The sequence below is a fragment of the Planctomycetota bacterium genome, assembly GCA_016872555.1.
GTDB lineage: Bacteria > Planctomycetota > Planctomycetia > Pirellulales > UBA1268 > F1-20-MAGs016.
Window position 1 is genome coordinate 20,922 of the sequence record VGZO01000020.1, and the last position, 15,262, is coordinate 36,183.

Annotated in this window: 14 protein-coding genes; 9 read left to right on the forward strand and 5 right to left on the reverse strand. The window is 71.5% G+C overall.

Features of this window, described 5'->3' with window-relative positions:
* Positions 1 to 49 precede the first annotated feature (49 nt).
* The 9 genes from FJ309_08655 (at position 50) to FJ309_08695 (ending at position 9,186) form a co-directional block, all read left to right on the forward strand.
* A complete protein-coding gene (locus FJ309_08655; protein MBM3954668.1) occupies positions 50 to 1,474 on the forward strand; it encodes a hypothetical protein in 1,425 nt (474 codons plus the stop codon).
* A gap of 102 nt (positions 1,475 to 1,576) precedes the next feature.
* Positions 1,577 to 2,062, forward strand: coding sequence for a DUF1569 domain-containing protein (locus FJ309_08660; protein MBM3954669.1), 486 nt, complete (start codon positions 1,577 to 1,579; stop codon positions 2,060 to 2,062).
* Positions 2,063 to 2,369: 307 nt separating this feature from the next.
* A complete protein-coding gene (locus FJ309_08665) occupies positions 2,370 to 2,606 on the forward strand; it encodes a DUF433 domain-containing protein (GenBank protein MBM3954670.1) in 237 nt (78 codons plus the stop codon).
* On the forward strand, positions 2,558 to 2,989 hold the full coding sequence (locus FJ309_08670; protein ID MBM3954671.1) for a hypothetical protein: 432 nt from the start codon (positions 2,558 to 2,560) through the stop codon (positions 2,987 to 2,989). Before FJ309_08665 ends, FJ309_08670 begins: the two co-directional genes overlap by 49 nt.
* A gap of 233 nt (positions 2,990 to 3,222) precedes the next feature.
* Positions 3,223 to 5,418 (forward strand): DUF1549 domain-containing protein, encoded by a 2,196-nt coding sequence (locus tag FJ309_08675; protein ID MBM3954672.1) that lies wholly within the window; start codon positions 3,223 to 3,225, stop codon positions 5,416 to 5,418.
* Positions 5,419 to 5,569: 151 nt separating this feature from the next.
* Positions 5,570 to 7,009 carry a DUF1501 domain-containing protein gene (locus tag FJ309_08680; protein ID MBM3954673.1) on the forward strand — a complete coding sequence of 480 codons (1,440 nt, stop codon included), beginning with the start codon at positions 5,570 to 5,572 and terminating at the stop codon, positions 7,007 to 7,009.
* A gap of 74 nt (positions 7,010 to 7,083) precedes the next feature.
* Positions 7,084 to 7,644, forward strand: coding sequence for a hypothetical protein (locus FJ309_08685; protein ID MBM3954674.1), 561 nt, complete (start codon positions 7,084 to 7,086; stop codon positions 7,642 to 7,644).
* Positions 7,645 to 7,669: 25 nt separating this feature from the next.
* Positions 7,670 to 8,206, forward strand: a complete 537-nt coding sequence (locus FJ309_08690) for a sigma-70 family RNA polymerase sigma factor (protein ID MBM3954675.1) — start codon at positions 7,670 to 7,672, stop codon at positions 8,204 to 8,206.
* The gene (locus FJ309_08695; GenBank protein MBM3954676.1) at positions 8,203 to 9,186 is read left to right on the forward strand and encodes a hypothetical protein; all 984 of its coding nucleotides are present in this window, start codon (positions 8,203 to 8,205) and stop codon (positions 9,184 to 9,186) included. Before FJ309_08690 ends, FJ309_08695 begins: the two co-directional genes overlap by 4 nt.
* Positions 9,187 to 9,270: 84 nt before the next feature.
* Here FJ309_08695 and FJ309_08700 read toward each other — a convergent pair whose 3' ends face one another.
* From FJ309_08700 to FJ309_08720, 5 genes are all read right to left on the reverse strand, one after another.
* Positions 9,271 to 9,819: a Uma2 family endonuclease gene (locus FJ309_08700; GenBank protein MBM3954677.1), complete on the reverse strand. Its 549-nt coding sequence runs from the start codon at positions 9,817 to 9,819 to the stop codon at positions 9,271 to 9,273.
* A gap of 60 nt (positions 9,820 to 9,879) precedes the next feature.
* Positions 9,880 to 11,124 carry a sodium/glutamate symporter gene (locus FJ309_08705; protein MBM3954678.1) on the reverse strand — a complete coding sequence of 415 codons (1,245 nt, stop codon included), beginning with the start codon at positions 11,122 to 11,124 and terminating at the stop codon, positions 9,880 to 9,882.
* The gene (locus tag FJ309_08710) at positions 11,121 to 12,260 is read right to left on the reverse strand and encodes a DUF932 domain-containing protein (protein ID MBM3954679.1); all 1,140 of its coding nucleotides are present in this window, start codon (positions 12,258 to 12,260) and stop codon (positions 11,121 to 11,123) included. Before FJ309_08710 ends, FJ309_08705 begins: the two co-directional genes overlap by 4 nt.
* A 41-nt stretch (positions 12,261 to 12,301) precedes the next feature.
* Positions 12,302 to 13,759: a helicase gene (locus FJ309_08715; GenBank protein MBM3954680.1), complete on the reverse strand. Its 1,458-nt coding sequence runs from the start codon at positions 13,757 to 13,759 to the stop codon at positions 12,302 to 12,304.
* A gap of 223 nt (positions 13,760 to 13,982) precedes the next feature.
* Positions 13,983 to 15,197 (reverse strand): lipase family protein, encoded by a 1,215-nt coding sequence (locus tag FJ309_08720; protein MBM3954681.1) that lies wholly within the window; start codon positions 15,195 to 15,197, stop codon positions 13,983 to 13,985.
* Between the last annotated feature and the right edge of the window lie 65 nt (positions 15,198 to 15,262).

A 15,262-nucleotide genomic window follows, 5' to 3' on the forward strand; every position in this document is an offset into this window, starting at 1 on the left:
AGCCCCCGGTTTCTCGTCAGGTGACCTTTTTCTCCACGGAGATCGTCCCGTGAACCGCGCGCTTCTGTCCCTCCTCGTGCCTGTCGTGGTGCTCGGGTGCCTCGTCGCCGCCGACTCCTCGCGCGCCGCGGATGCGACCGACGCCCCTCGGCCGACCCCGGTCACCCGGCCGGCGATGAAGCGCCTCCTCGAAGAGATGAAGCGCCGTCCGGAGCGGATTCCGCTCCCCGAGATCAGCGCGGCGGAGCGCGCTGCCGCCGGTGACGACACGCAGGCGCTGTCGTACGAAAACCGTCTGCGGGCGTTGTACCTCCCCGGCACCGAGCTGCGCGGCTACCTCGGCTTCGGCGGCACGGCGCCGCAGCGCCCGGGCGCGCCCCCGCCGCGCGTGGTCATCGAGCCCGATCCGGCCCTCTCGCTCGACTACGGCTTCAAGACGCGTCTGTTCTGGATCGCCTCGCGGGCCAACAACTGCCAATACTGCCTCGGCCATCAGGAGTCGAAACTCCTCGCGGTGGGGATGACCGACGACGATCTCGCGCGGCTCGACGCCGACTGGAGCGCGTTTCCGCAGCGCGAGCAGGCGGCGTTCGCGCTGGCGCGCCGGCTGTCGCTCGCTCCCGGTTCGGTCAGCGATGCCGACGTCGAGCGCTGCCTGGCCCACTTCACGCCGCAGCAGGTCCTCGAGATGGCGATCTCGGTCGCCGGCAACAATGCGATCAATCGTTGGAAGGAGGGGATCGGCGTTCCACAGGCGTCCGGCGGCGGCAACTCCGGATGGTCATTGGCGCGCCCCGACGGCACCCACTCCTACCTCACACCGACGGCGCCGGCGTTTGCCGCGGTGCCATCGGCCGTCGCGGTGCTCGGCGGTCCGGCCGGCGGGGAAGGGCTCTTGACCACGGTCCTCCCGGCGCCCCCCGCCGGGGCCGACGAGATCCGCGCCGGCGTCGCCGCGGTGCGGTCGCGCTCGCCGCGCCTGCCGCTCGTCGACGATGCCGAAGCACGGCGGGTTCTCGGCGCGGCCGCACCCTCCGGTCCGCTCCCCGGGTGGATGCGCCTGCTCGCCTGGTTCCCGGTGGCCGGCCCGCGGATGGCGCGGGCCTTCACGCTCTCCGCCGAGGCTCCGGGAATCGATCCGGTCGACAGGGCGCTGGTGCGTTGGACGGTGGCGCGCCGGAACCGCGCCTGGTACGCCCTGGGGATCGCCGAACGCGACCTCCGCGCGGCCGGGTTCGACGACGCGGCCCTCGCCGATCTGGCCGGTGAGCAGACACGGCTGTCCTCGGCGCGCCGCGCGGTCCTGGCCGTGGCCGACGCCCTCGCGGCGAGCCCCGTGGCCTGCACCGACGCGCAGTTCGCCGCCGCCTTGGCGGCGACGTCTCCGGCGATGATGACGCGCGTCGTCCACGAGGTGGCGATGGAGTCGCTGTTCGACAGGTTCACCGAGGCGGCTGGGCTTCCGGCCGACTGAGACGGTGGCGGGTGATCGCGCCGCGAGTCCGCGGGGCGGGGCGGGGTATGCTGACAGGCTTGACGCGGCGGGGGCGCCGTGCGGGGCGACCGGAAGCCAACGATGCCTGCTTCATCCGTCACGCGCCGCCGCGTCGACTTCCGCTCCTGGGAAGACGTGCTCGCCGATGCCGACCGGCTCGTGCGGGGCGGGTATGACCGCGCCGGCAAGTGGTCGCTGGCGCAGGCGCTCGATCATGTCGGCGCCGGGCTTCGGGTGGCGATCTCCGGCTCGGCCAACCGCATGCCGTGGCTGATGCGGATGCTGGCCCGCAGCGCCGCCCTCCCGGTGATGCGGCGCTGGCGCTGGATTCCGGCGGGCATTCCCGCGCCACGATGGTGGCAGCCGCAGGTGTCGCCCGACGCCGACGATGCGGCGGCGCTCGCCCGGTTTCGCGCGGAAGTCGAGGCGTTTCACGCGTACCAGGGACCGTACCATCCTCATCCGGCGTTTGACCGGCTCGACCGCGAGGCCTACGACGATCTGATGCTGATCCACGCCTCACACCACCTCCGCTTCCTCGTCCCGCGCGCCGCCGCACGGGCCTGATGCGGGGTACGACCGTGGTAATCGTCGCGGGCAGCCCATCGCATTCCCTCGATCGGCGCCAACCGCCCGCCTTCGTTCGCAGCGGCCCGTCACCTGTCGCTGCGGTGCGAGCGTGTGGCGACCCCGTCGGCGGGGATGGCAGACCGTTGACAAAGTGATCGGCCAAGGGATGCGGCCGATCGCGACCAGGGAAACCCCTGGCGTTTCCCGCGGTCGCCAGAGTGGGCAAAGGCCATCGATGGCTCCGTCCACGGGCAGGTAGACTTCACGGAGGGCTTGGGCAACTTGTCGCGACGGGAGACGGGGCATGACAGCGTTTGACCGGATCACGTGTGACCCGTCGATCATGGGTGGCAAGGCGTGCGTGCGCGGCATGCGGATCACCGTCGCGCTCGTCGTCAACCTGATCGCCTCGGGGATGACTGCGGCGGAAGTCCTCGCCGAATACCCGAGCTTGGAGCCGGACGACGTCTCCCAGGCGCTGTGCTACGCAGCATGGCTCGCCGAGGAGAAAGAGCTACCGAGCGAAGCCGCGCCTGTATGAGGCTGCTGCTCGACATGGGGATCGCACCGAGTGCGGCGGTGGCCCTGCGACGGCTCGGCCATGATGCGGATCATGTCGAAGGACGGCACGGATCGCGGCTGTCCGATCGGGAGATCGTCGCCGTCGCGCGGGCCGAAGCACGGATCATCGTGACCCATGACCTCGACTCCACCGATCTTCTCGCGCTGTCAGGCGCCTCCGCTCCGGGTGTCATGACCTTCCGCCTGCGATCCATGCGGCCGGAGAGGGTCTTGACGCGGCTCGTGGCCGTCCTTTCCGCCCAGCGCGGCGACCTCGAGGCAGATGCGATCGTATCGGTGAGCGAGGCGCACACGCGAGTGCGGTATCTACCCGTCCAGAACACATTCGGAAGGCAGCCGTAGGCGACCGATCATCGCTTGGCGTGCAATAGTCATCGAGAAAACGCCGCGCGAAGCGGCATGTTTTCCTCCCTCTGCTAACGTTTCGCCCCCAGCTGCGGCATACCAGCGACGGGGTTGGGCGGGTAGCCGTCGGGAATTCCCGGTGCGGCGGCGATCGACCAGCCGTGCGAAACCATGCCGGGGGTCGATCGTTCGAAGTGAAGTCGAGGACGGCTCGTTCCAGGAATCATCCGATGGTTCGCCTGTTGACCGGATCGTTCGCCCGCGGGCTGGTGGCAGCGGTCGTGGCATGGCTCACGGCCGGCGCGATCGAGGCCGCTGAATCGGCCACCGACTCCTGGCGCGAGGAAGTCGCCGTCGGGCGGCGGCACTGGGCGTTTCGCAAGCCCGTCGCCCCGGGGCTGCCAGACGTGCGCGATGCCGACTGGCCGCGGTCCGACATCGACCGGTTCCTGCTCGCCGCGATGGAGAAGGCCGGCGTCAGGCCGGTGGCCGACGCCGACCGCGCGGCGCTGCTCCGCCGGCTGTCGTTCGATCTGATCGGGCTGCCCCCGACGCCGGCCGAGATCGACGACTTTCTGGCCGACACGTCGGCGACGGCGGTCGAGCGGGTGGTCGACAGGCTTCTGGCGTCGCCACGGTTCGGCGAGCGCTGGGCGCGGCACTGGCTCGACGTCGCCCGGTATGCCGATTCCAGCGGCAAGGAAACGAACCTGCCCTATCCCCACGCGTGGCGCTACCGCGACTGGGTGATCGCGGCGTTCAATGACGACAAGCCCTACGACCGGTTTCTCCGCGAGCAGCTCGCCGGCGACCTGCTGCGGCACTCGGGGCCGGCCGACCAGGCGCGGAAGATCATCGCCACCGGCTTTCTCGCCCTCGGGCCGAAGGCGCTCAACGAGCGCGACCGGCGGCAATTCCAAATGGACATGGTCGACGAGCAGATCGACGTCGTGTCGCAGTCGATGCTCGGCCTGACGCTGGCCTGCGCCCGCTGCCACGACCACAAGACCGACCCCGTCTCGCAGCGCGATTACTACGGCCTGGCGGGTATCTTTCTCAGTAGCGAGACGCTGTTCGGCACCGGAGCGCAACTGCAAAACGCCCATCCGTCGTCGCTCGTCGAGCTGCCGCCGGAGGCCGGGCTGCCGGCCGCGGTGGCGCCTCTCCCGGCCGGCGACCTGGCGCGGCTCGAACGCGAGGTGGGCGAATTGACGGCCAGTGCCGATGCCCTCGCCCGCGAGGCGGCCGAGGCGCGGCGCGCGGGCCGGGACCGCGACGGGGCGGCGGCGTTTCTCCGGGTGCGCGTGGCGCGCGACCGTGCCGCGGGGGCCCGGTCGGATCTCGATCAATTCCGTGCCGACGGCAACCCGCGGTCGCTGGCGATGGGGGTCCTCGACCGCCCCGACGCCGTCGACAGCCCGCTGCTCGCCCGTGGCGACGTCGACCAGCCGGGGGAGACGGTGCCGCGCGGGCTCGTCGAGGTGCTGTGCGCCGCGGACGAGCCGCGGAAGATCGCCGAAGGAAGTGGCCGGCTCGACCTCGCATTTTGGATCGCGTCGCGCGACAACCCGCTCGCGGCCCGGGTGATGGCCAACCGGTTGTGGCTCAAGCTCATGGGGCAGGGGATCGTCGCCACGCCCGACAATTTCGGGATCATGGGGATGGAGCCGAGCCATCCCGAGCTCCTCGACCACCTCGCCGTCGCGTTCATGGAGGATGGCTGGTCGGTGAAGAAGCTGATCCGGCGGATCGTGCTGTCCCGCGGCTACTCGCTCGCCGCCGTGCACGAGGCCGCGAATCATGCCATCGATCCCGACAACCGACTCCGCTGGCGGATGGATCAGCGGCGGCTCGATGCCGAGGTGATCCGCGACGCGATGCTCGCCGTCGCGGGCCGGCTCGACCTCGAGCCCACGGCCGGCTCTCCGATCGCCCGGATCCGGGAAGACCGGCAGGGGATGATCGAAATGCTGACCCGGTCGCGGACGCGGTCCGACGATTGCCGCTCGATCTATCTGCCGATCGTCCGCGACCAGGTGCCCGAGGCGCTCGCCGTGTTCGACTTTCCTGACGCGTCGCTGGTCAGCGGCCAGCGCGAGGAGTCGAACGTGCCCTCGCAGGCGCTGTTCCTCCTCAACGACGACGCGGTCGTGTCGCTGGCGCGGTCGTTCGCCGAGCGCGTCGCCGGACTGCCGGGGCCTTTGCCCGAGCGCCTCGCCGCGGCGTTCGAGATGGCGCTCGGGCGCCGTCCGACCTCCGCGGAGAAGCGGGCGATCACCGACTTCTGGACCGGTTTCTCCGTCCGCCACGCCCGGCGCGTGACCGGGGCGGGGCAGCGGGGGCCATCGGCCGAGGCCGAGTCACTCGCGCTGGTGGCCTACTGCCAGGCCCTGTTCGCCACGGCGGAATTCCGCAATGTGAATTGAAGATTTCGCTGTCCGTGGACAAAGCCCTCCGCGGCCTTTGTCCACTCAGGCGACCGCGGGAAACGCCGAGGGTTTCCCAGGTCGCCGTCGGCCGCATCCCGCGGCCGATCACGTCATGCAAAACCCGCTGTCGCCCCGGGATCCACCGACCATGCCGCGCCCGTCTCCGACCAGTTGCCGAGTCCCCGCGAGCCAGGGATCGCGGCGCGAGTGGCTGCGTCACTCTGCCAACGGCTTCGGCCTCCTCGCCTTCTCGGCGCTCCGTGCCGAGGCGGACGAGCGGGCGATCGTCGCGGGCCCGCTGGCCCCGAAGGCCCCGCACTTCCCTCCTCGGGCCAAGCGGGTGATCTTCCTGTGCATGCAGGGTGGGCCGTCGCACGTCGACACGTTCGACCACAAGCCGAAGCTCATCGCCGACGCCGACCAGGCCGCGCCGGCGGCCGCCGGCCGCGGCGGGCGCGCGACGCTGATGGCGCCGCGCTGGAAATTCAGCCAGCGCGGCACGAGTGGCCTGTGGGTGTCGAGCCTGTTCGACGAGGTCGCCCGGCACGCCGACTCGCTGTGCGTGATCAACTCGATGGCCACCGATCTGCCGGCCCACCCGCAGGCCTTCGCGCAGCTCCACACCGGCACGGCACAGTTCGTGCGGCCGTCGCTGGGCGCCTGGACGCTGTACGGCCTCGGCACCGAAAACCGGAACCTGCCAGGGTTCATCGTCATCAATCCGCCCGTCGCCGCCGCGCGGGCGTTCGGCAGCGCGTTTCTCCCGGCCGTCTACCAGGCGACGCGCGTCGGCGGCGGGCGTGGGCCGGGTTTCGCCGGCCGCCGTGGCGGTGGCGATCCGACGTCGGTGGCGAATATCGACAGCCCGCTCCTCGACCGGGCGGCCCAGCGCGACCAGGTGGATTTCATCCAGCGGCTCAACGCCTCGCGGCTCGGTCTCGACGGCGGCTCGAGCCCCGATACCGAGGGCGTGATCGAGTCGTACGAGCTCGCCTTCCGGATGCAGGACGAAGTCCCGAAGGTAATGGATATCTCCCGCGAGACCAAGGCCACGCTCGACCGCTACGGCGTGGGCGCCGACGATACCGACGCCGTTGGCCGGCAGTGCCTGATGGCGCGGCGGCTGGCGGAGGCCGGCGTGCGCTTCGTGCAGGTGACGCACGGCAACTGGGATCATCATTTCAACCTCGGCACGGCGCTGGCCAACACCGCCCGCCAGGTGGACCGCCCGATCGCCGGCCTGCTCGGCGATCTCGCCGACCGCGGGCTCCTCGCCGACACGCTCGTGATCTGGGGGGGCGAGTTCGGCCGCACGCCGCACAGCCAGGGAGCCGACGGCCGTGATCACAACAACAAGGGGTTCACGCTGTGGATGGCCGGTGGCGGCGTGAAGGGGGGCATCGCCCACGGTGCCACCGACGACCATGGCTACGAGGCCGTCGACAAGCGGATGCACATCCACGACTGGCACGCCACGCTGCTCCACCTCCTCGGCCTCGACCACGAGCGGCTCACCTATCCCTACGCGGGCCGCGACTTCCGGCTCACCGACGTGCACGGCACCGTCCATCGGGAGATCCTCGCCTGACCGGGTCGGGGCGCTTCCCCGCCTGACCGTTATTCGTTCGAACTATTACCCCGACCGTTCCCCGGAGATTCGCCATGAATTTCGTCGTACGCCCGTCGTCGTTCCTCCTCGTGGTCGGCCTCCTCGCGCCGGCAGCGGTTGCCCAGCCGGCCGGGGAGCCATCGCCTGCCGAGATGGTGAAGCGGGCCGACACCGACGGCGACGGTCGCTTGAACCTCACGGAGTTCGTCAAGGCGCGCACGGCGATGATCGAGCAGTATTTCGCCCGTATCGACACCGACGGCGACGGCATGCTCGACGAAAAGGAGATGGAGGCCGCCGCGGAGCAGATGCGTTCGATGGCCGGTGCCGGTCGCGCGGGATTCCGCCGCCCGGAGGGGCAGCGGCCCCAGCGCCCCGGCGCCGAGCAGCCGCAGCGCCCCGAAGGGCAGCGGCCGGGCGCGGCCGGTCTTGGCGATGCGGCCTTCGGTCGGCTCGACCGCGATGGCAACGGATCGCTGTCGCGCGAGGAATTCGAGGAGGGAATGGCGCGCATGCGGCAATACATGCAGCAGGCCGGCGGGCGACCAGGCGCGCCCGAGCGCGGCGAACGGGGCCCCGACCAGGGGTTCCGCCGCCCGCCGGAGGACAAGTGATCCCGCCCGGAAGCGGCGGCATGGCATGAGCTCTCCCCGCGAAATCGAAATCCGCGAACAGCTCGCCCGCTCCTGGCTGGCGGTCGAGCCGTCCGTCCGCGCCTACGTCGCCGCCGCGATCAGGTCGACCGCCGACCGGGAGGACGTGCTCCAGCAGGTGGCGCTGACCGTGGCCCGGCGCTTCGAGGAATACGACGAGAAGCGCCCGTTCGTGGGCTGGGTCCTGTGGCTCGCGAAGTCGCGGATCGTCGACCATTACCGCAGCTCGCAGCGGCAGCGCCTCGTGCTCGGCCCCGACGTGCTCGATCGGCTCGCGGAGTCGCTGGCCGCGACCCACGACGACGTGTCGCCGCGCCGCGAGGCGCTCGAGGAATGCCTGGCAACGCTCACCGAGCGATCCCGGGCGCTGGTGCGGATGCGGTACCACGACGGCCTGGCGATCACCGCCATCGCCCACGGCGTGCGATCGACACCGGGATCGGTCCGCGTGGCGTTGTTTCGGATCCGGGAGGCCCTCGCCGACTGCATCGGCCGGCGGCTCGCTGCGGGAGCGGGTGAATGATCGACGACGACGTGAAGCGCGCGATCGATGCCTGGGTCGACGGCGACCCGTCGGCCGACGACGAGCAGACGCTCGGCCGCGCGCTCGCCGCGGATCCTGCCGCCGTCGGCCTGCTCGCCGACCGGGCACGACTCCACGCGCTCCTCCGCGACGCCGGCGGCTGGCATGAACCACGACAGGCTCCCGTCGTGCCGCGGCGCGCGTTCGGCCGGAAGCTGGCGTGGGGTGGTGCGGCGCTGATCGCCGGCGGGGCGGGGCTATGGCTGATGCTGCCGCCGTCGGCCGACGCCGGCGCCGTCGATGCGGTGCAGCGTGCCCTGGCGGCCAGTCGCCCCGCGGAGGATCGCCGCTATTCGGTCTCCGTCGGCCCTGCGCGGCAGTGGCGGTTTGCCGCCGCGCAACGCAGTGCCGTGCCGGCGTCGACGTTGTGGGTCCGTGGCTCCCGGTTCGTCCAGATCGCCCTCGTCGCGGGGCGGCCGGTGGCATGGGGGCGCGACGCGACGGGAGCGGTGTGGTTCGCGCCGTCGCGGGACACGGCGGCGCTGTTTGACGCCACGGAGGTCCCGGAGGCGCTGGCGGAGGTCTGCGATCTGCGATCGCTCGACCTGGCGACGCTCCTCGAGACGCTGCTGGCCGAGTTCGACCTGCAGCGGTTCGACGGCGGCGACGGCCACGACCTCATCCGGGCGACTCCGCGGGCCGGCGTCGCCACGGCGTATGGGCGCGTCGAAATCGAGATCGAGCGGGAGTCGCTCGTCGTGCGCCGCGCCGCCGTCGAGCGCTCGGGGGGTTGGCGGCGCGGGATCGTCGTGACGTTCACGCTCGAGGAGATTGGCGTGCAGGGCGACGGCGTCTACGAGCTGGCGGCGCACGTCGACGCCGGGGCCACGGTCCTCGGCCGTGAGTCGGCCCGCGGCGCGCGAGGCGAGTTGCTCCGCGAGCATCTCCAGGCCCTCAGGCAGCCGGAAGGGAACCGATGATGGACGGACACGGGGTGGCGTCATGCCCTCAGCCACGGCAGGCAGGCGCCGGCTGTCCGTGGACAAAGCCATCCATGGCCTTTGTCAGTCGAACAGCCGGCTGCAGTCGACCACGAGTCGGCAGTCGCCGGGGCCCCCGAGCAAGAGCTCGACTCGGTCGGACGGACCGGAGAGGCTGGAGCCCTCGGCGGTCACGTGCTCGACTGATCGGGCAGCGGGATCGATCACGAGGTAGTGCCGGACCTCGTGCTCACGGTACAGCGCCCGCTTGAGCACGAGATCCTGCGCTCGCGTCGCCTCCGACACGACCTCGACGACGATCGCGGGAGGTCGCTCGAGATGCCGTTGGGGTTGCTCGCCACAGACGACCATGATGTCAGGCCGAACGACGGTGTGGAGGTCGATGATCCAGTCGAGATTCGTGTAGACCTCGCACGGGCAGCCCCCGGCCTCGATCTGATTGCCGACCGTCCGGGACAGCCGCGAGACGACCCGCTCGTGCGGGCCGAACGGGCTGGGCGTCATGGCGATCGCCACTCCGTCGATGAGCTGCCAGTCGCCGCTCCAACGACGGTAGTCGTCGACCGTGTACCGCGGGATGTAGAGGGGACGGGACGGCATGGCCCTTATCATACCGTGGCCGGTAGCAGTCGCTCGGCGCTTCCGTCGAGGTCCGTTCGCTGACCGGCCGGTTCACGACAGCAGGTCGAGGAACGTGGTGATCACGATCGCGTTGGTGAAATCGATGAAGAACGCGCCCACGATCGGGGCGACCACGAAAGCGCGGGGGGCCGGGCCGAAGCGCTCGACGAGCGTGTTCATTACCGCCATCGCATTGGCCGTCGTGCCGAGCATGAACCCGGTGAACCCGCCGGTCATCACCGCCGCGTCGTAATCGCGCCCCATCAGCGGATAGACCAGCCACGCGCAGAACGCCGCGACCGCGGCCGCCTGGAGGCCGAGATTGACCGCCAGCGGCAGCGCCAGCGACGCCAACTCCCAGAGCTTGAGGTTGACCAGCGCGATCGTGAGAAACAGCGTCAGGCACACCGCGCCGATCTTCGCGGCCAGGTCGTGGGGGATCCGGATCGCGCCGGTCGTGTCGTCGAGGTTACGGATCGCGGCGCCGGCGAGCATCGCCCCGACATAGCCCGGGAGCGTGAGGCCGGCACGCTTCAACCCCGCGCTCACGATGCCGCCGACGGCCATCGCGACCAGGAGCACCGTCAGGGCGCGGAGCGCATCGCGGATGCTGCCCTCCTCGTCGTCGGCCGGGGCGGTCGCGTCGGGCTCGTAGGCGGCGCGGCCGGGGTAGTCGCCGGCGGTCGCCGGCGCCGTGAACGGAGGGTCCCGATGGCCGGCGACGAGCCGTCGATCGCGCTCGAGGAGGTGGGTGGCGATCGGGCCGCCGAGCAGGCCGCCGAGGACGATCCCCCCCATCGCCGCGGCGACCGCCAGCGTGGCCGCGGCCGGCACGCCCGCCGCCTCGAACTGCGGTGCGAACGCCAATGCCGTCGCCGGGCCCCCGGCCAGCGCCGTCGAACTCATCAGCACGCCGAGCAGCGGCGGCTCGCCGAACGCGAGCGCCACGCCGATGCCGATCAGGTTTTGGATCATCGCGAGGGCGCTGGCCAACGCCAAGAACAACAGCGCCTGCCCGCTCCCGACGCGCAGCAGCGACAGGCTGGCACTGAGCCCGATCGACGTGAAAAAGGCCGTCATCAGCGGTGTCTGCAGGGTGGTGTCGAACCCGACCGTGGCGACGCCCGTCGCCCGCGCGACCGACACCGCGACGGCGACGAGCAGGCCGCCGACGACTGCCGCCGGCACGTTGAACCGGCGCAGCGGCGGCACGGCCGCGACGACCGCGAACCCGAGAAACAGCGTCGCCCCGCCGAGCGCGAGCGTCTGGATGAGATCGAGATCGACGTGCGTCATGGCGTGTCCCGGCCCGCCCCGGTCGGGTCGGCCCGACCGTCGACGAGGAGGTCGGCGAACTCGGTGGCGATCTCGGCAGTGCCCTCGAGGTCGAACTCGTCGGCGAGCGTCGACCCGATCCAGTGCTGGATCGCGACCGCCTCGCGCGGTGCGGCCGAGTGGGTCGCGACTTCGCTGGCGAGATTGAGCAGATCGTAGACGCGGCACTTCACGGGCAGCAGCCGCTGGCGCCGCGGCGGCAGCGTATCGACGTTGGTGACGCCGTAGAACTCCTGGATCCGGCCGGTGAGCCGGTCGAAGCTCTCGATCACGCGCCCCTTGCCGGCGGGATCGATGAGCTTCGCCTTGACGATCTGGCGGTGGAGGGCATGGGCCTCGCGGACCGACGCCCACGACGTCTGCGCCGCCAGGAAGCGCTCACGGATCGCGGCGTAGCCGTCGGCGTGGTCGAAGCACTCGATGGCGCGCTTCAACGTGTGGAGCGGATTGCGGCTGGCCGGCACGTCGCTGGCGAAGGCGCGGTGATGGCCGACGAGGCCGTTGGTGCAGATCAGCCGCAGGAGAGCGACGTGGATCCGCGGGCTGCCGAAGCCGTCGATCGGCACGTCGAGCGTGAACCGGTTGGCGAACTCGTCGGCACCGATCGCCAGGCCCCTCTCGCCGCTCTTCGGCATGAACGTGCAGCCGATGACGCCGTCGCGGTAGAACGGCCGCTCGGCCCCGTGGCTGCGGACGAGGTCGCGCATGTCGTCGATCGTGACCAGCGGCTGGCGGGGATCGGAGACGGCGAGGGCCTGAGGCGGCCCGCTCGGCGGCAGCTCGACCATCACGCGCAGCCGGTCGTCACGCGAGACTTCGCAGATCCGCCCGAACACCTCCTCCGGGCGGAAGTAGCGGAACGTGCTCGCGCCGAACCGGTAGCGGGCGAACACCGACTTCCAGAACCGCGGGGTGACGACACACTTCTGGCCGTCGACATCGAGCAGTGCCTTCTCCGGGAGCAGCGTCTCGCGTTGGCGCTTCGCCGTCTCGGGTGCGGCCGCGGTGATCCGCAGCGACCCCAGCGTGGTCACGCGCGGCTCCACGCGCACCCGTCCGCCGCCCGTCTCCCCGCTGCCGTGTGCCACGTCGACCATGATCCTCTCCTCCCTGGTTGCCGGTGCGTTGTCCGTCTCCGTCACCACGTGCCGTCGTCGATCCATGAAGCCTGGGGGTCGCGCGGCGGCCGCTCGAACCGGTCGCGCGCCTCCTCGAGGCGGTAGTTCCAGCGCCGGATCGGCCGGAGGCCACGGGCGGGGACCGCACCGCGACGGCCGCGGCGGCCCCCCGCACGAGTCTCGTCGGCCTTCGAGAGGCGAACGAGCAGCTCGAGCATCCGCTTCGTGACCGCCTCGACACGGCCGTTGAGCCCGATCGAAAGCCAGCCGTCGTCGGCTTCGACGTACTGTGCGGCGGGCAGGGCGCTGGCGGTGAACGGATGCTTCGTGGCGCGGCACTGGACGATCCGCTTGAGCGGTACGTCGGCGGCCCGGCGCAGCACGCGGCCGGCCATCTGCACCGCCGGCCCCTTGCCCGACGGGCGGCAAAACACCGTCTCCAGGCCCGGGCAGTCGAACCCCTCGGCGAGCACGGCGACTGACAGGACCACGGTTGCCGCGCCGTGTTCGAAGCGCTCGATCTGCGCTTCCCGGTCGCTGTCGCCGGTGACCACCTCACAGGCGACGCCGCCGGCGGCCAATCGCGCGGCACATTTCCGGCATTCGGCGATCGTCCGGAAGAACACCAGCGACCGGCCCCACAACCCCGGCTCGCGGAGATAGGTCGCGGCGACCGATTCGGGCGAATAGCCGGCGATCGTGTAGTGGGCGAACGGGGAGAGGTAGCCGTCGAGGACGAGCTGGCGGATTCCCGCATCGCGGACCGAACGCTCGAAGCACAGCCCGTGGCGGTCGGCGCGGTAGGGGGTGGCCGACAGGCCGAGCACCTTGCGGGCGCCGACGGCGGCGTGGAGCGAGGCCATGCTCGCCGTGGCGTCGTGCTGGGCCTCGTCGACGATCAGCAGGTCGGCGCGCGGCGGTGAGCGGTCGAACATCGACACCGCGAGGAGGTCGATCCCGAAGCCGCGCTGGTCGTTCTCGCGCTGCACCTGGGCGAGCAAATTGCGGCGCATCGCCGTCCAGGCGACGCGCATCCCGAGGTGGTCCTGGGCCCACTTGGCGACGAGCAGCCCGATCACCGTCTTGCCGCTGCCCGTCGGGCTCTCGACGATCACCGAACGGGCCTCGGGGAGCGTGACGCCGCGGTCGACGTGCGGCCCCGACAACATCTCCACGACCCGGGTGACGACCCGCGCCTGGTAGTCGCGTGGCTCGATCCGCACGCCGGCCGCCAGCGCTGCCACGAGATCGTCGCCGGCGTTGCCCGTCGCGCCGGGGCGTCCGGAGGCAGGGACGGTGGCGCGCCGCTTTGGCCGCGATCGCGGGCGCGTCGTTGGGCCGGTCGTGGTGCGGGATCGGGGCATGGCGTGGTCGCTGCCCGCCGCTGACGGGCCATCCGTGGCTGCCGTGGGGAAGAGCCCCGCCGCTCGCAGCGGCCAACCCGGGCGGCGGGTGGAGCCGGGTGCCGGGGGCGGCATCGCCGGGAGCCACTCACGCTCGGACGACGATGCTCATGACGACGTCCGGCAAAGCCCGGTCGAGCACCTTGCCGGAAGCCCCGAGTGTAGCCGTCGGGGGATGGAAGGTCCCCTTGGAAAAATGGGTAAGCGGTTTTTCCGCAAGGGAGCCTCCGCGGGCACCTCTCGGGGGCTTCCGCTGACGCCGGCGATGAGCCATGGGGATGGCCATGTCCACGAAGTGTCACTGCGGCGCCGGGGCGGAATGGCTCGGTGCGAAGTGCCGGCAGACGGCGGCCACGTAGCGCTGCATGGCGTGATCAGTCGCGTTGGGCAGGGCGCGCATGGTCGTCGCCTCCGCGCCGGCTGGGGGCTTGTCGCGGCCGCCGACGCGCGCCTTGGCGGCGGCGAATTCCTCGTCCGACAGCGGTGCCGGGCCATCGTCGCTCAGCGCCTCGGCGGCAGCGGTGGTGGCACTCGCGCGCATCCGCGGCGGCGTGAACGTCGGCGTGCCGTCGCGGAACCAGACCGTGCTCCCGCCGCCGCGCAGGCCGGGCACGACCCGCGGCACGATGTCGTCTTCGTTGACGAACCGGAGGTGGCGACCGGAGAGGAGGCGGTTGGCCTCGGCGGCGAACCCCGGGGCGAGGAGCAGCGGCTGGCCGAACGTCATCACGCCGCGGACCTCGACCTTGCCGAGGCGGACCAGATCGAGCGCGCCGAGGACCGCCATCGCGCCGCCGAGGCTGTGACCCGTGACCCACACGTGGCGGATCCCGTACCGGGAGAGGATCGTCTGCAGTTGGGGTGCGAGCGACCGGTAGGCCCGGAAAAACCCGCGATGGACGGGATCGGCGGGAGCGTCCGCGACCACCGCGTCGAGGTTCGTGAACCAGTCGCCGACGTCGTCGGCGCCGTCGGTCCCCTGGAAGGCGATCACGGCCTCGTCGCCGGCGATCAGCACGACGCCCTTCGCCGACCCCTCCACCATGGCGACGGACTTGGAAAACCCGAGCCGGCCGGCGCTCTCTTCCCACTCCACGGGCGGCTCGTAGACCAGTTCCGCACAGCGCACCAGGTCGGCGGCAGCGGGGAGCGTGTGCGGATCCAGGCTGCTCCACGGCTGTCGCCGGCGCTCGACGAGCCCGGCCTGTGCGGCGGGTGGCTTCACCGGCGTGATCGCGCCGCCGCCGCGCGTCTCGGCGGGGAAGAGCAACAGGCCGACGACGAGCGTCGCCGCGAGCGTGCCGAGGCCGATGGCGCAGACGATCGCCTCGGACGCGAACGGGCGGGGGAGGAGGGCCACTGCTCCGGCGACCATGGCGACGAGCGCCACGACGCCGCGGAGGCTGAGGAGCGCGCGGCCCACCGCTTCCGCCCACGACGGCCGGGCGGCGACGATCACCGCGCCGACGATGGCGCCGACCAGCGCGGCGAAGAGCGAAGGGAGTGGCGTCATCGTGGCAGCTCGGAGTGGCGGCGGAGAGGACGAACGGCAGACGGATTGTGTACTCTCCAGGCCCG